General features: G+C 63.7%; 15 protein-coding genes. 6 read left to right on the top strand and 9 right to left on the bottom strand.

What is annotated here, in order from left to right:
* Positions 1–75 precede the first annotated feature (75 nt).
* On the bottom strand, positions 76–567 hold the full coding sequence (locus tag BLR13_RS16760; RefSeq protein WP_074821682.1) for a septal ring lytic transglycosylase RlpA family protein: 492 nt from the start codon (positions 565–567) through the stop codon (positions 76–78).
* 642 nt (positions 568–1,209) lie between these two features.
* On the opposite strand from BLR13_RS16760, the gene BLR13_RS16755 reads away from it, so the two are divergent.
* The 6 genes from BLR13_RS16755 (at position 1,210) to BLR13_RS16730 (ending at position 8,107) form a co-directional block, all read left to right on the top strand.
* On the top strand, positions 1,210–1,770 hold the full coding sequence (locus tag BLR13_RS16755; protein WP_074821685.1) for a F0F1 ATP synthase subunit delta: 561 nt from the start codon (positions 1,210–1,212) through the stop codon (positions 1,768–1,770).
* Positions 1,770–3,299, top strand: coding sequence for a F0F1 ATP synthase subunit alpha (gene atpA, locus BLR13_RS16750; RefSeq protein WP_074821688.1), 1,530 nt, complete (start codon positions 1,770–1,772; stop codon positions 3,297–3,299). The genes BLR13_RS16755 and atpA overlap by 1 nt, the downstream gene beginning before the upstream one ends.
* Before the next feature lie 106 nt (positions 3,300–3,405).
* The gene (locus tag BLR13_RS16745) at positions 3,406–4,284 is read left to right on the top strand and encodes a F0F1 ATP synthase subunit gamma (RefSeq protein ID WP_074821691.1); all 879 of its coding nucleotides are present in this window, start codon (positions 3,406–3,408) and stop codon (positions 4,282–4,284) included.
* A 57-nt stretch (positions 4,285–4,341) separates the two neighbouring features.
* The gene (gene atpD / locus BLR13_RS16740) at positions 4,342–5,784 is read left to right on the top strand and encodes a F0F1 ATP synthase subunit beta (protein WP_074821694.1); all 1,443 of its coding nucleotides are present in this window, start codon (positions 4,342–4,344) and stop codon (positions 5,782–5,784) included.
* A gap of 91 nt (positions 5,785–5,875) precedes the next feature.
* A complete protein-coding gene (locus tag BLR13_RS16735; RefSeq protein WP_074821697.1) occupies positions 5,876–6,283 on the top strand; it encodes a F0F1 ATP synthase subunit epsilon in 408 nt (135 codons plus the stop codon).
* A gap of 189 nt (positions 6,284–6,472) precedes the next feature.
* Positions 6,473–8,107 carry an adenylate/guanylate cyclase domain-containing protein gene (locus BLR13_RS16730; protein ID WP_074821702.1) on the top strand — a complete coding sequence of 545 codons (1,635 nt, stop codon included), beginning with the start codon at positions 6,473–6,475 and terminating at the stop codon, positions 8,105–8,107.
* 22 nt (positions 8,108–8,129) lie between these two features.
* Here BLR13_RS16730 and BLR13_RS16725 read toward each other — a convergent pair whose 3' ends face one another.
* The 8 genes from BLR13_RS16725 to rsfS all read right to left on the bottom strand — a co-directional run bounded on the left by BLR13_RS16725 (position 8,130) and on the right by rsfS (position 14,774).
* Positions 8,130–8,351, bottom strand: a complete 222-nt coding sequence (locus BLR13_RS16725; RefSeq protein WP_074821705.1) for a hypothetical protein — start codon at positions 8,349–8,351, stop codon at positions 8,130–8,132.
* A gap of 153 nt (positions 8,352–8,504) precedes the next feature.
* Positions 8,505–9,014, bottom strand: coding sequence for an RNA pyrophosphohydrolase (locus BLR13_RS16720; protein WP_074831430.1), 510 nt, complete (start codon positions 9,012–9,014; stop codon positions 8,505–8,507).
* Between the two features lie 83 nt (positions 9,015–9,097).
* The gene (locus tag BLR13_RS16715) at positions 9,098–9,601 is read right to left on the bottom strand and encodes an RNA pyrophosphohydrolase (protein WP_074821706.1); all 504 of its coding nucleotides are present in this window, start codon (positions 9,599–9,601) and stop codon (positions 9,098–9,100) included.
* A gap of 78 nt (positions 9,602–9,679) precedes the next feature.
* On the bottom strand, positions 9,680–10,888 hold the full coding sequence (locus BLR13_RS16710; protein ID WP_074821709.1) for a divergent polysaccharide deacetylase family protein: 1,209 nt from the start codon (positions 10,886–10,888) through the stop codon (positions 9,680–9,682).
* Between the two features lie 163 nt (positions 10,889–11,051).
* On the bottom strand, positions 11,052–12,422 hold the full coding sequence (locus tag BLR13_RS16705) for a S41 family peptidase (RefSeq protein WP_074821712.1): 1,371 nt from the start codon (positions 12,420–12,422) through the stop codon (positions 11,052–11,054).
* The gene (locus BLR13_RS16700; RefSeq protein WP_074821717.1) at positions 12,419–13,795 is read right to left on the bottom strand and encodes a murein hydrolase activator EnvC family protein; all 1,377 of its coding nucleotides are present in this window, start codon (positions 13,793–13,795) and stop codon (positions 12,419–12,421) included. Before BLR13_RS16700 ends, BLR13_RS16705 begins: the two co-directional genes overlap by 4 nt.
* Positions 13,796–13,834: 39 nt before the next feature.
* Complete coding sequence (gene rlmH, locus BLR13_RS16695) at positions 13,835–14,317, bottom strand: 23S rRNA (pseudouridine(1915)-N(3))-methyltransferase RlmH (protein ID WP_074821719.1); 483 nt, start codon at positions 14,315–14,317, stop codon at positions 13,835–13,837.
* Between the two features lie 100 nt (positions 14,318–14,417).
* Positions 14,418–14,774: a ribosome silencing factor gene (gene rsfS, locus BLR13_RS16690; protein WP_074821721.1), complete on the bottom strand. Its 357-nt coding sequence runs from the start codon at positions 14,772–14,774 to the stop codon at positions 14,418–14,420.
* Between the last annotated feature and the right edge of the window lie 177 nt (positions 14,775–14,951).

The raw sequence follows: 14,951 nt of genomic DNA, 5'->3' as shown, positions 1-14,951 counted from the left end.
AACGAATCCGCGACCGTTACGCAACGCAACGCTTACCCAATCTGGTGGACCGGAAAACGACGCGATCAACGCGCGTTAGGAGACGACCTCGGCAGTGACGTGGCCGACGCCGGCGCTGGTCAGGCCGATGGCGCGGGCAGCGCCCGTGGAAAGGTCGAGCACGCGCCCCTTGATGAACGGACCACGGTCATTGACGGTGACGACGACGCTCTGGCCGCGATGGGTCACCCGGAGCTTGGTGCCGAACGGCAGCGAACGGTGGGCGCAGGTCATGGCGTTCTGGTTGAAGCGCTGACCGGAGGCGGTCTTGCTGCCGGATTCGTTGCCGTAGAAGGAAGCCATGCCCGTGAAGCTGTGGCCGCCCGAAGTGCCGCCCATGGAGGCGTTGGCGTCCCGCCAGTCACCGCCGGTCGACTTGGCCGCTTGGTGGGCGTGGTGGCGATGATGCCTGGATTTGGCAGAAGCTTCGCTGACGCTGCCACCGACCAGGAGAGTTGCGGCGATCAGAGCGAAAGCCGTACGCGACCGGGTTAGATTTCCCAGCACCGCCTTATTGGTATTCAACATTAAACTAGTCCCTCAGATAGTATTGCCACATGTGTGACAAGTGGAACCCCCGTCCCAGTTTGAGTGACTGCCGTTTGGTGGCGCAATGAGGCATGAATTGGGCAGTAAAGCCCGTATATGCCCGGCTGACATATCTTGTTACTCAGATCAACTAACCAGATAATATTCCGTAATAGTTGGCTTTAACCAAATTTTAACCATTCGAATACTTGCGATTACTGATTAGTATAGTCATCGCTCGCAACTGCGAGATTTGCGCAAGTAATCGGCGGAACTTGAAAAAGGTTCAATCAAGGCTGCTCATGGCCCCTATGCAGATACGGGTGGAACTAAGGAGCTGAGGCCCGGCGGGCGTGGGCCGGACCGCTGCCGACCGGGATTCCCCGGTGCGGAACGGACGGCGAAACGGCGCGTGAGCGGCGTCGGAAATTGACGTGCGACAAGGCATCGCCAGCGCGCGCCGTCATGTTGCACCTGCGCGCTTGCTATGTTAGCAAAGCCGCGATTTTAACGATCCCGTTACCCCGCGTGACGGTCGAAAATCGAAGTCCCGCTTGAATTCCAAGGGCTTGGATCGCTAGGCGCCGCTCACGCGGCGACGGTTTTTCCCTTGCGAGTTTGACAGCTAAAAAAGAGCGTCTAGTGGCTGCTGAAGATCCGTCCGTTTCGGGAGTGTCAGGTCGTTATGCAACGGCCTTGTTCGAGTTGGCGCGCGACGAGAAATCCGTCGACGCAGTAAGAGCCGATCTCGATAAATTCGAGGCCATGCTGGCCGAGAGCGCCGATCTAACGCGCCTCGTTCGCAGTCCGGTTTTCTCGGCAGATGCGCAGTCGAAAGCGCTCACCGCGGTGCTCGACAAGGCCGGAATTGCAGGCACTTCCGCCAAATTTCTCAAGGTCCTTACCGCCAATCGCCGGCTGTTTGCCGTCACCGATGTGATCCGCGCCTTCCGCGCGCTGGTGGCGAAGTTCAAGGGCGAGGCCACCGCCGACGTGACGGTTGCCGAAGCGCTCAATGAAAAGAATCTCGACGCCCTCAAGACCGCACTGAAGTCAGTGACGGGCAAGGACGTCGCGCTCAACGTGAAAGTCGATCCCTCCATCATCGGCGGCCTTGTGGTCAAGCTCGGCAGCCGCATGGTGGATAGTTCGCTTCGCACCAAACTCAATTCGATCAAGCACGCGATGAAAGAGGCAGGCTGATGGACATCCGCGCCGCGGAAATTTCCGCGATCCTGAAGGACCAGATCAAGAATTTCGGCCAGGAGGCTGAAGTTACCGAAGTCGGACAGGTGCTGTCCGTCGGCGACGGCATTGCCCGCGTCTACGGCCTCGACAACGTCCAGGCCGGCGAGATGGTCGAGTTCGAGAACGGCACCCGCGGCATGGCGCTGAACCTCGAAACCGACAACGTCGGCATCGTGATCTTCGGCGCCGACCGCGAGATCAAGGAAGGCCAGACCGTCAAGCGCACCCGCGCCATCGTCGACACGCCCGTCGGCAAGGGCCTGCTCGGCCGCGTCGTCGACGCGCTCGGCAACCCGATCGACGGCAAGGGCCCGATCCAGTCGACCGAACGCAAGCGCGTCGACGTCAAAGCGCCCGGCATCATTCCGCGCAAATCGGTGAACGAGCCGATGGCGACCGGCCTCAAGGCGATCGATGCGCTGATCCCGGTCGGACGCGGCCAGCGCGAGCTGATCATCGGCGACCGTCAGACCGGCAAGACCGCGATCGCGCTCGACACCATTCTGAACCAGAAGCCGCTCAACGCGCAGCCGGACGAGAACATCAAGCTGTATTGCGTCTATGTCGCGATCGGCCAGAAGCGCTCGACCGTTGCCCAGTTCGTCAAGGTGCTCGAAGAGCAGGGCGCGCTGGAATATTCGATCGTCGTCGCCGCCACCGCATCCGATCCGGCGCCGATGCAGTACATCGCGCCGTTCACCGCCTGCACCATGGGCGAGTATTTCCGCGACAACGGCATGCATGCCGTGATCATCTATGACGACTTGTCCAAGCAGGCCGTCGCCTACCGCCAGATGTCGCTGCTGCTGCGCCGCCCGCCGGGTCGCGAAGCCTATCCGGGCGACGTGTTCTATCTGCATTCCCGCCTGCTCGAGCGCGCCGCCAAGCTCAACAAGGAGCACGGCTCGGGCTCGCTGACCGCGCTGCCGGTCATCGAAACCCAGGCCAACGACGTGTCGGCCTACATCCCGACCAACGTGATTTCGATTACCGACGGCCAGATCTTCCTGGAAACCGACCTGTTCTTCCAGGGCATCCGTCCGGCGGTGAACGTCGGCCTGTCGGTGTCGCGCGTCGGATCGTCGGCGCAGACCAAGGCGATGAAGAAGGTCGCCGGCAAGATCAAGGGCGAGCTGGCGCAGTACCGCGAAATGGCGGCGTTCGCGCAGTTCGGCTCCGACCTCGACGCCTCGACCCAGCGCCTGCTGAACCGCGGTTCGCGCCTGACAGAACTCCTGAAGCAGCCGCAGTTCTCGCCGCTGAAGATGGAAGAGCAGGTCTGCGTGATCTGGGCCGGCACCAACGGCTATCTCGATGCGCTCCCGGTCAACAAGGTGCGCCCGTTCGAAGACGGCCTGCTGTCGCTGCTGCGCGGCAAGAACGTCGAAATCCTGAACGCGATTCGCGAAAGCCGCGATCTCAGCGACGATACCGCCGCCAAGCTGAAGACGGTGGTCGAGGCTTTCACCAAAACGCTTGCTTGATTGGCCGGTCGGCCAGTTGAAGTTTTGGCCCGGCGCGACGCCGGGCCTGATTGAAGATAGGCTTGCGGTCGGGTCGTGACGATCTGGTCGCCGGGGTGGACTAAGAATGGCTTCACTTAAAGACATGCGGGTCCGCATCGCCTCCACCAAGGCGACGCAGAAGATCACCAAGGCGATGCAGATGGTCGCGGCTTCCAAGCTGCGCCGCGCGCAGAACGCCGCCGAAGCGGCGCGTCCCTACGCGGAAAAGATGGACGCGGTGATTTCCAACATCGCAACCGCTGCCGCCGGTTCGCCCGGTGCGCCGGCGCTGCTGGCCGGTACCGGCCAGGATCAGGTGCATCTGCTGCTGGTCTGCACCGGTGAACGCGGCCTGTCGGGCGCCTTCAACTCGTCGATCGTGCGTCTCGCCCGCGAGCGCGCGCTGGCCCTGATCAACCAGGGCAAAGAGGTCAAGATCTTCTGCGTCGGCCGCAAGGGTTATGAGCAACTCCGCCGCCAGTTCGACCGGCAGATCGTCGAGCATCTCGACCTGCGCTCGGTCCGCCAGCTCGGTTTCGTCAACGCCGAAGATATCGCAAAGAAAGTTCTGGCGCGTTTCGATGCCGGCGAGTTCGACGTCTGCACGCTGTTCTATTCGCGCTTCAAATCCGTCATCGCCCAGATCCCGACCGCGCAGCAGATCATTCCGCTGGTGGTGGAAGCGCCGGCCGCCAACGCCGGTCCGGCGACCTCCTACGAGTATGAGCCGGAAGAAGACGAGATCCTGACGCGCCTGCTGCCGCGCAATCTCGCGGTGCAGATCTTCCGCGCGCTGCTGGAAAACAACGCCTCGTTCTACGGCGCGCAGATGAGCGCGATGGACAACGCCACCCGCAACGCCGGCGACATGATCCGCAAGCAGACCCTGATTTACAACCGCACCCGTCAAGCCCAGATCACCAAGGAGCTGATCGAGATCATCTCCGGCGCCGAGGCGCTCTAGCCATTCGCGCGATGGACTGACGGACTTCTAGAGACAGAATTCGAAGGAGAGAGTTTTATGGCCGCACCAGCAAACCAGACCGGACACATCACCCAGGTCATCGGCGCCGTCGTCGACGTGCAGTTCGAAGGGCATCTGCCCGCCATTCTGAACGCGATCGAAACCAGGAACGGCGGCAACCGCCTGGTGCTCGAAGTGGCGCAGCATCTCGGCGAATCCACGGTGCGCACCATCGCGATGGACACCACCGAGGGTCTGGTCCGCGGCCAGGAAGTTACCGACACCGGGTCGCCGATCCGCGTTCCCGTCGGCGCCGGCACGCTCGGCCGCATCATGAACGTGATCGGTGAGCCGATCGATGAAGCCGGTCCGATCGTTGCGGATGGCGTCCGCCCGATCCATGCCGAGGCGCCGTCCTATACCGACCAGTCGACGGAAGCCGAAATTCTCGTCACCGGCATCAAGGTCGTCGATCTGCTGGCGCCCTACGCCAAGGGCGGCAAGATCGGCCTGTTCGGCGGCGCCGGCGTCGGCAAGACCGTGCTGATTCAGGAGCTGATCAACAACGTCGCGAAGGCGCATGGCGGTTATTCGGTGTTCGCCGGCGTCGGCGAGCGGACCCGCGAAGGCAACGACCTCTATCACGAGTTCATCGAATCCAAGGTCAACGCCGATCCGCACAATCCCGATCCGAGCGTCAAGTCGAAGTGCGCCCTGGTGTTCGGACAGATGAACGAGCCGCCCGGCGCCCGCATGCGCGTTGCGCTGTCGGGTCTGACGGTCGCCGAGAATTTCCGCGATCAGGGCCAGGACGTGCTGTTCTTCATCGACAACATCTTCCGCTTCACGCAAGCCGGCTCCGAAGTGTCGGCGCTGCTCGGCCGCATTCCTTCCGCCGTGGGCTATCAGCCGACGCTGGCCACCGACATGGGCGCGCTGCAGGAGCGCATCACCACCACGCACAAGGGCTCGATCACCTCGGTGCAGGCGATCTACGTGCCCGCCGACGACTTGACCGACCCGGCGCCCGCGACCTCGTTCGCGCATTTGGACGCCACCACGGTGCTGAACCGCGCGATCTCGGAAAAGGGCATCTATCCGGCGGTGGACCCGCTCGACTCGACCTCGCGCATGCTCTCCCCGCTGATCGTCGGCGAAGAGCACTATCAGACCGCGCGTATGGTTCAGCAGGTGCTGCAGCGTTACAAGTCGCTGCAGGACATCATCGCCATTCTCGGCATGGACGAATTGTCGGAAGAAGACAAAATCGCCGTCGCCCGCGCCCGCAAGATCGAGCGTTTCCTGTCGCAGCCGTTCCACGTCGCCGAAATCTTCACCGGCTCGCCGGGCAAGTTCGTCGACCTCGCCGACACCATCAAGGGCTTCCGCGCCATCTGTGAAGGCAAGTACGATCACCTTCCGGAAGCTGCCTTCTACATGGTCGGCGCGATCGAAGAAGCCGTCGAGAAGGGCAAGAAGCTCGCGGCCGAAGCAGCGTAAGAGCGGCGAATAGCGAATAGGGAGTGGCGAATAGGCCGCTCCCTTCCTTCACTACCCGCCATTCGCCACTCGCCATTCGCAGGACTATTTCATGGCTACCTTCCACTTCGATCTGGTTTCACCCGAAAAGCTCGCCTTCTCCGGCGACGTCGATCAGGTTGACGTCCCCGGCGTGGAAGGCGATTTCGGCGTGCTGGCCGGACATGCGCCGATCGTGGCCGCGATACGTCCGGGCATCCTGACCATCACCACCGGCGGGACCCATCAGAAGATCATCGTGCTCGGCGGGCTGGCCGAAATGTCGGAGAACGGCCTCACCGTGCTTGCCGACGTCGCCACCTCGACGGCCGAGATCGACCGCGCGCAGTTCGCCGAGACCATCGCCGAGATGGAAGCCAAGCTTGCGGAGAAGGAAGGCTCGGAGCTCGACCATGCGATCGAGCGGCTGGATCACTTCAAGAGCATCCAGCAAGAACTCAATACGACGGCAATGCACTAGGCCCCGGCGCACCGCGTCGGGGCGCATTGAAGGCCCGAATGAATTCAGCGCCCGTCACATCGTGACGGGCGCTTTTTTGCGTTTTCCGGTTGCCGACAGGTCCCAACCAAGTCCGAAATCGCTATAGTTGCACCCGGGAACTTCTGACGGCATTCTGCTGGTCCGTATTTTTGTCCGGGGCTGCTTTTCATGAAACGCAAGATCGCGGCAATTTTTGCGGCCGATATTGCCGGCTACAGCCGACTGGTTGCCGAGGACGAAGAAGAGACGCTGCGCCGACTGGCGTCCTATCGCCAGGTGACCGACGATTTCATTGCCAAAGGCGGCGGCCGGATCTTCAACACTGCGGGTGACGCCGTGCTCGCCGAATTTCCCAGCGCGGTCGAAGCCGTGCGTTGCGCGATCGATATCCAGGAAAGCCTGCGCACCCGGAACATGGCGTATCCGCCGAGCCGGCAGATGGCGTTTCGCATCGGCATCACCATCGGCGATGTGGTCGAGCGCGACGGCGATCTGCTCGGCGATGGCGTCAACATCGCAGCGCGCCTCGAGGGGCTCGCCGAGGTCGGCGGCATCTGTGTCTCGCGCGCGGTGCATGAGCAGGTCGTCAACAAGCTGTCGGTGCAGTTCGCCGATATCGGCGCGCAGGAAGTGAAGAACATTCCGACGCCGGTACACGCCTACATGGTGGCGATGCGGCGCGAGGACGGAACCTACTCGATCCCGCAAGTGAAGAAACCCGCCAAGGCTTCGGCACAGCCGACCTGGATGTGGCCGGTCGCGGTGACGCTGGTCAGTCTGGCCGCGATCGGTGCCGGCGGTTTCCTCTATTTCACCAAGCTGGAGACGCAGGCGGTCAAGGTTGCGACGCCCGCGATCAATGTGAGCCCGGCGCCATCGGCGGTGCCGGCGCCGACGGCCGCACCGACTGCCGCCCCCGACTCGAAAGCCGCGACGTCCTCGCCGCCGCCCGCACCTTCCCCGCCGCCGATCGGTTCGACGGAGAAATTCGCGGCCGCGAATGTCCCGTTCGTCAGCGATAAAACCCGCACGTCGCTTGCCGGCGAATATGCCGGGGCGCGCGATTTCAAGGCGTTCTCGCTCAACACCGGCGGGTTCAGCGCGTGGGTCACCGCGCAACCGAGCGAAGAGGCCGCCCGGACCGCCGCCGTCGAGCAATGCCAGAAGCGGGCGGATGCCGCGCAGTCGCCGAGAAAATGTGAGCTCTACGCCGCCGGCGACGACGTTGTTTACGCGCACGGCAAGCCGCCGGTGCCGCCGCTGCCCTGGGTCAGGCATGACGCGGTGACCGAACAGCCGTTCGCCTCCAAGGACGTACCGCTCACGCGCGACGCCGGGAAGACGAGGTTTGAGAATATCTATGTGCCGGGCAAAAAGACCAAGACGATCGCGCTAGGCCCTGGCGGCGCGTTCTTCTTTTTCACGGCGATGGATTCGGTGGACGAAGCCGTGCGGCGATCCCTCGAATCATGCGGCGCCGTCGCCGGCGTTCCCTGCATGATCATCGCCCTCGATGACAATTTCGTGGTTCCGATTCCGACTACGCTCAGGGTCACCGGTTTCTTCAAGGCTGCCGGCAACGCGATGATCAGCCCTGAGGCACGCGACGATGTCGCCCGCCGGATCGCCGATGCAACGAGCGGCTGGAACGCGGTCGCTGTGGGCGCGGCCGGCCGGCCGGGACTTGGATTGAAGGCGGCTACCGAACAGGCCGCGGTCAATGCCGCACTCGCCGATTGCGTCAAGCGCGACGGCGATTGCCATGTCATCGCGATCGGCCCGTTTTCCGTCGGACCGCATTAGACCGCGGGTGTGCCGTTCGGGTTCATTGCGTGTGACGGAATTCTCCGCGCGCGGCCGATGGCCGGGGAGTCTCCGGATCGTTGCCTCGCCAGCTGGAGGCCAGCAGCATGAACAGCGCGCGATAGCCCTGGTATCGCGCGGCCGGACGGCTTTTTTCCCGCCCGCCCATGATCAGGATACCGCTCCGATCGCGCAGCTGCCATTCCCAGGCCCGCCGGCGCTTCATCACAATCACTTCCTTCATGTCAGCCAAACATCTCGCGGTGCAGTTTATTCCGGGGCGCCATCCGTGGACACAGTGACGCTATAGTGTGTACGAGCGGAGAGGGGGCCGGTTGCAAAAAAAGCGTGAGCGAACCGAGAAAAATTCAGGCCCGGTTCCAATTCAGTTAACAGCCTAGCCCGTCGCAGGCCCCGCGAATTCGGCAAACAGCCGCGCCACCGCCCGGTAGACGTCGCGCCGGAACGGGACCACGAGGTCGGCCACGCGGTCGAGCCGTTCCCAGCGCCAGGTATCGAACTCGGCCGGCTGCCCGTTGCGCGGCGCCAGCGGATCGATCTCGTCGTCACGTCCGATGTATCGCAAGGCGAACCATTTTTGCCGCTGGCCACGGAACTTGGCGAGGCGGTGGGTCGGCGGTCCGTCATAGGGCGGGAACTCGTAGTTCATCCAGTCGGTCTCGCCGAGATGTTCGGCGCGGCTTACGCCGGTCTCCTCCCAGAGCTCGCGCATGACAGCCTCGCGCGGGTTCTCGTCGGCGTCGATGCCGCCCTGTGGCATCTGCCATTCGAGGCCGGGCAGGATGATTTCCGGCCCGTCGTCGCGGAACCGGCGGCCGATCAGCACCAGGCCGGCGCCATTGAACAAAGCGATCCCCACATTGGGGCGGTAGGGTTTGTCGGGCATGGCACTTTCAAGCGAAGCATGCCCCCGGACTTGATCCGAGAGCGGATCCAGGTTCGCGTTCGGAAAACGCGTCAAAAACAGCGTCAGTTGCCGGCCAGGCTGGAAAATTCCTTTACCACGCGCTCATAGACCGGCCGCTTGAACGGCACGATCAGTTCCGGCAGGTTCTTCATCGGCTCCCAGCGCCAGTTGACGAACTCGGCCTTGTGGCCACCTCCGGGGGCCGCCACGTTGATCTCGCTATCCTTGCCCGTGAAGCGCACGGCGAACCATTTCTGCCGCTGCCCGCGATAGCGGCCCTTCCAGGTGCGGCCGGCGACGGTGCGCGGAATATCGTAGATCAGCCAGTCGGCGACCTCGCCGAGCTTCTCCACCGAGCGGACACTGGTTTCCTCGTAGAGCTCGCGCTTCGCCGCCGCCCAGGTGTCTTCGCCGGGATCGACGCCGCCCTGCGGCATCTGCCAGACATGGGTTTCATCGACATGTTCGATGCCGCCGGCGCGGCGGCCGATGAAGACCAGCCCCGCTGCGTTGATCAGCATCATGCCGACGCAGGTCCGGTAAGGCAGGTCTTCGTAGCGCGCCATTCCGTCCGGCTCCCTTGCGGCACAATCGATCGAACCGGCGTCGTCCGGAAGGCCGGATCGGCGTCATCAGGTTGATCTCTAGCCTGATTTTGATTTCAGCATCGCCGTTGTCAATGGCACAAGCATGATGCCACGGCTATCGAGGGTCTTGATCCAGGCCGCAATCCGCTCGATCGAGATCGGCAGGGCCGAGGCCACGCCGACGGCCAGCCCGCGCTCCTTGGCCAGCGTCTCGAGCTTGATCAGCGTCCGGTCGATTTCGGCCGAGGTCGGCACCGCGTCGATGGCGAAATCGGCCTTGGCGAACGGCATCGCCTGACCTGCCGCCAGGGACGACGCGACGCTGCGCGGCGTGGAGCCGTCGTCGAGGTAGCCAAGGCCGCGTTTGGCCGCTTCGCGCATGATCGGCTGCATCACGGCGTCGGTCGCCAGGAAGCGTGCACCCATGAAATTGGCGATCCCGGCATAGCCCTGGAAACGGCTCAGGTGCCAGTACAGGCGGTCGATATTCTGCTCGGGCGGCAGGCTGGTCAGCAGGGTCTGCGGGCCGGGGTCGTTGTCGGGATAGTCGAACGGCTCCATCGGGATCTGCAGCAGGATCTCGTGACGCTGGGCGCGGGCCCGTTCTGCGAGCTTGGTGGGGTCGGCCCCGTACGGCGTGAACGCCAGCGTCACGGCCGGCGGCAGCTTCATGATGGCGTCGACCGTCTTGGCGGCGCCGACGCCGAGGCCTCCGACGACAATGGCGACCACCGGCATCTTGGCCGCCTTGGCGCGGTCGGCCTCGGCCGCATAGACGGTAAAGGGCTTCAGACCGTCGGCGACGACGGGGATCATGCCGTAGCGTGTTTTCTCCAGCAGCCGCGGATCTATCCCGGCCATGACGGCGGCAGGCGCGACGGCCTCGGTGTCGGTCTTGCCGGCAGCGTCGCCGCCGATCACGACATCCTGGCGCTTGCCGCTGGAGCCATCGATGATCGTGACGGTCTTGTTCTCGGCGGCAGCGGCCGGTCTGGATTCGGCCTTCGCCGCCGGTTCGGCATGCGGACCGGAAGCGGCCGCGGCGGGCTTCTCGTCCGCCGCCGGCTTGCGCAGGGCGATCTGGGCGACCGGCTCGCCGCCCAGCGGATTGTCGGTGAAGAGCGCAATGCTGAGGAAGGCGACCAGGAACAGGCCGAGCAGCACGGCCAGTGCCTGCATCGCCGAGAACGGCAGCCGAAACCGGCGCTTCGGGCGCTCCGCTTTCTGTCCGAGCGGCGTGCTCAGTTCGTCGGCCGTCTCCGTCATGAACCTCACCGAATCAACCGGAGCGACGATACCACGATGGGCCCGAATCGAGCGCCTGCGCCGCGCGCAAAAGCTTTGGCTCCGGCGTGGCCGGGAAGCTGGATCCGCCAACAAAAAGGGCGACCCGAAGGCCGCCCTTTTCACCGATATCGATTTGGCAGGATCAGTTCGCCGCCTTGTTGGCCGCCGGCTTGTCGGCCGAAGCCTTGTCGCCGGTGGCCGGTGCGGGCGCAGGGACCGCAGCGGTGGACTTGATGCCATGCAGCAGGTCGGCGGCCGTCTTCAGCGCCTTGTCGTCCTTGGCGTCCGGCGGCACGTAGGATTGCGAGCCGGTCTTCTCGTCGCCGTCGTTCTTCAGATGGCCGCGCAGCGAGGCCTCACCCTTGGTGTCGGTGCGCGACTTCAATTCGTCCGGCACGTCCTGCAGCACTTCGATGTCGGGCACGATACCCTTGGCCTGGATCGACTTGCCGGATGGCGTGTAGTAGCGCGCGGTGGTCAGGCGGAGTGCGCCGTTGCCGCTGCCGAGCGGGATGATGGTCTGCACCGAACCCTTGCCGAACGAGCGGGTGCCGACCAGCGTCGCACGCTTGTGGTCCTGCAGCGCGCCGGCGACGATTTCGGACGCCGAAGCCGAGCCGCCGTTGATCAGCACGATCACCGGCTTGCCCTTGGTCAGGTCGCCCGGATGCGCGGCGCGGCGCTGGGTTTCCTCGGCATTGCGGCCGCGGGTCGAAACGATCTCGCCGCGATCCAGGAAGGCGTCGGAAACGGTGACCGCTTCCTCGAGCAGGCCGCCCGGGTTGTTGCGCAGATCGATGATGTAGCCCTTGAGCTTGTCGCCGATCTGGTTCGACAGATTGCCGATCTCGCGCTTCAGGCCTTCGGTGGTCTGCTCGTTGAAGGTGGTGACGCGGATGTAGGCGATGTCGTCGCTCTCGACGCGGGCGCGGACCGAGCGGACGCGGATATTGTCGCGCACCAGCGTGACGTCGATCGGATTGTCCTGGCCCTTGCGGATGATCTTGAGGCGGATCTTGGTGTTGACCGGTCCGCGCATTTTCTCGACCGCCTGGTTCAGGGTGAGACCCTGCACCGCTTCGTCGTCGAGATTGGTGATGATGTCGTTGGCCATGATGCCGGCCTTGGAGGCGGGCGTGTCGTCGATCGGCGAGACCACCTTGATCAGGCCGTCTTCCATCGTGACCTCGATGCCGAGCCCGCCGAACTCACCGCGGGTCTGCACCTGCATGTCGCGAAAGCTCTTGGCATCCATGTAGCTGGAATGCGGATCGAGGCCGGCCAGCATGCCGGAGATCGCGGATTCCACCAGCTTCGAATCGTCGGGCTTCTCGACATAGTCGCTGCGCACGCGCTCGAAGACGTCGCCGAACAGATTGAGCTGGCGATAGGTGTCGGAGGTGGCGGCACGCGCGCTCGATCCCATCAGTACAGCGCGAGGCTGCGTGATGAAGAGCGTCAAAGCCGCGCCGGCGGCGGCGCTGAGGAGAATTACAGAAGTCTTGCGCATCATCCGCGAACCTTTTCGCCTTCATTTGCGGCCCACCATGGACCTGGATCGATTGGAGTGCCGTCCTTACGGAACTCGACATAGAGCACGGGCTGACTCGCGGTCGTTGCGAGAATGGATGCAACCAGGGATGTCGACCCCATGGTCGCGACCGGCTCCCCCGTAAGTACAAACTGGCCGATGTTTACCGAAATGCGCTCCATCCCGGCGATCAGGACATGATACCCGCCCCCGGCATTCAGGATCAAGAGTTGTCCGTAGCTGCGGAAGGGTCCGGCGTAAACAACCCAACCGTCACACGGGGTTGTGACCTGCGCGCCGGCCCGGCTCGCCAAAGAAATGCCTTTTTCGACGCCACCCGCACCGTCGGAACCGCCAAAATCGCGAATCTTGGAGCCATTGACCGGAAATGCCAGCAATCCCTTGGCGGAGGCGAAGGCGATCGCCGGGCTGAGCCGCGCGGGGTCCTTCAGCGCGCCCGGATTGGGCTTGCCGTTCGGGGCCCCCTGCAGGCTGGCTGTTGCGGCCGCCTTGGCGGCGCTCTTGACGTCCTGCTCCATCTTGGCAATCAGGCCCTGCAGGCTGTCGACCTGCTTGGACAGCGTGATGGCGCGCGCGCCTTCGGCTTCCATGTCCTTTTCGATCGCGCTCTGCTGGCGTTGCCGTTCGTCGACAAGTGCTGCCAGCCGGACCTGGTCGTCCTTCGACCTGTCGCGATCCCGCGCCAGCGCGTCGCGCTCGGTGGCGATGGTCTTGCGCAGTGCGACCAGTTCGCCGAGGTCGCTGGAGAGTTTTTCCGCGCGTCCGCGCAGTTCGGGCACGACCGAGCCGAGCAGCATCGCGGTGCGCAGCGATTGCAGCGCGTCCTCGGGCCGGACCAGCAGGGCCGGAGGCGTGCGCCGGCCGGCGCGTTGCAGCGCCGCCAGTACCTCGACAATCTCGGAGCGCCGTGAATCGAGCGAAGCCCGGATCTGCTGCTCGCGGGCGTCGAGCGGGCGCAGCCGCGCCTCGGCGTCGACAATGCGGGTCTCGACGCCGCGCACCCCTGCTGCGATGTCGATCAGTTGCTGGTTGAGCTTGGAACGGTCCTGTCCGATCGCCGCGATATCGGCCTTCAGTTTCTGCTGCAGTTCGGTTGTTTTTCGCTGCTGCTCGCGGGCGGCTTCCAGCTCCTGCTCGCGCTGCTTGATGATGTCGGGCGAGACGGCGGCCGCCTGCGGGGAAGGAGCTGCTACCTGCGCCGCCGCCGGTGCGACTGCGAGGCTTGTCAGGCTCAAGAGGCTTATCAGACTCAAGAGGCCTGCGGACAACAGCACCAACGGCCGCCTGCGGCTGGCGGCGTCGGGGCGCGGGTAAATGTCCGGCAGTGAGTGCATTCGGCCTGATCAGCGCTTTCTGTATTCACGCCACCGTGCCTAGGCACGGTGATAGGGATGGCCGGCCAGAATGGTCGCGGCGCGGTAAATCTGTTCCAGAAGCATGACGCGAACCATTTGATGCGGCCAGGTCGCCGAGCCGAACGCAATGCGCAATTTAGCCTTGCGCTGCAAATCGGGCGAAAGTCCGTCCGCGCCCCCGATTGTGAAAATAGTGTTGGCGACCCCTTCGTCGCGCCAGCGGCCGAGTTGCTGGGCGAAGCTTGCGCTATCGACGCTCTTGCCGCGCTCGTCGAGCGCGACGAGGACGGACTTTTCGGGGATCGCGGCCGAAATCGCCGCTGCTTCTTCCGCGATTCGGGTCGCAGCATCGCGTGCGCGGCTTTCCGGGATTTCATGAATCTCGAGGCCGCGAAAGCCGAGCTTGCGGCCGATATCGTCGAACCGTTCGCGATAGCGCTCGGCCAGTTCCCGCTCCGGACCCTGCTTCAGCCGACCGATTGAAACCACCAGAAGACGCATCAGAAGATTTGGCGCATGAGAGAATGCTCCGGCACGCGCGCGTTATGCCGCGCGCACGCAAACTACATGCGCTCCCGCCGATTCGCATCGGCCGGGGAATTCAGATCGCCTTCGCGGCCGCCGGGCTTTGCGTCCACAATCTTTCCAGATTGTAGAACTCGCGCACCTCGGGTCTGAACACGTGCACGATCACATCGCCGGAATCGATCAGCACCCAGTCGCAGTTGGGCATGCCCTCGACATGGATGCTCTTGATGCCGTTTTCCTTCAGCGCCTTGGTGACATTTTCCGCGATCGCGCCGACGTGGCGGTTGACCCGTCCCGTGGTAACGATCATGTAGTCGGAAAATGCAGATTTGCCGCGAAGGTCGATGGTGACCGTTTCCTCCGCCTTCATATCGTCGAGGCGGGAGAGGATCATATTCAGCGTCTTGTCGGCGTCGGGTTGCGCCTTCAAGGCCGCAGCTTTAGTCGATGTTTTACGCGGGGTTTTGGTAGCCGGTTTAGTAGCCTTGGAAACCTTGGGTAAAACAGACTTGGACAATACAGATGTGGCCAGGGACCATTCCTTTCACTGTATCGCGAACGCCGAATCCTGACGTCCACGGACTATATTAGGCATGTGGGGTTAATG

This window comes from Bradyrhizobium ottawaense (assembly GCF_900099825.1).
In the GTDB taxonomy this organism is placed as follows: domain Bacteria; phylum Pseudomonadota; class Alphaproteobacteria; order Rhizobiales; family Xanthobacteraceae; genus Bradyrhizobium; species Bradyrhizobium ottawaense_A.
Note: the sequence above shows the minus strand (reverse complement) of the source record. Positions and strands in the feature narration are given on the sequence as shown.

Coding starts and splice junctions, on each gene's coding strand:
- BLR13_RS16760 (WP_074821682.1), bottom strand. CDS start 567: ATGTTGAATACCAATAAGGCGGTGCTGGGAAATCTAACCCGGTCGCGT.
- atpA (WP_074821688.1), top strand. CDS start 1,770: ATGGACATCCGCGCCGCGGAAATTTCCGCGATCCTGAAGGACCAGATC.
- BLR13_RS16745 (WP_074821691.1), top strand. CDS start 3,406: ATGGCTTCACTTAAAGACATGCGGGTCCGCATCGCCTCCACCAAGGCG.
- atpD (WP_074821694.1), top strand. CDS start 4,342: ATGGCCGCACCAGCAAACCAGACCGGACACATCACCCAGGTCATCGGC.
- BLR13_RS16735 (WP_074821697.1), top strand. CDS start 5,876: ATGGCTACCTTCCACTTCGATCTGGTTTCACCCGAAAAGCTCGCCTTC.
- BLR13_RS16730 (WP_074821702.1), top strand. CDS start 6,473: ATGAAACGCAAGATCGCGGCAATTTTTGCGGCCGATATTGCCGGCTAC.
- BLR13_RS16725 (WP_074821705.1), bottom strand. CDS start 8,351: ATGAAGGAAGTGATTGTGATGAAGCGCCGGCGGGCCTGGGAATGGCAG.
- BLR13_RS16720 (WP_074831430.1), bottom strand. CDS start 9,014: ATGCCCGACAAACCCTACCGCCCCAATGTGGGGATCGCTTTGTTCAAT.
- BLR13_RS16715 (WP_074821706.1), bottom strand. CDS start 9,601: ATGGCGCGCTACGAAGACCTGCCTTACCGGACCTGCGTCGGCATGATG.
- BLR13_RS16710 (WP_074821709.1), bottom strand. CDS start 10,888: ATGACGGAGACGGCCGACGAACTGAGCACGCCGCTCGGACAGAAAGCG.
- BLR13_RS16705 (WP_074821712.1), bottom strand. CDS start 12,422: ATGATGCGCAAGACTTCTGTAATTCTCCTCAGCGCCGCCGCCGGCGCG.
- BLR13_RS16700 (WP_074821717.1), bottom strand. CDS start 13,795: ATGCACTCACTGCCGGACATTTACCCGCGCCCCGACGCCGCCAGCCGC.
- rlmH (WP_074821719.1), bottom strand. CDS start 14,317: ATGCGTCTTCTGGTGGTTTCAATCGGTCGGCTGAAGCAGGGTCCGGAG.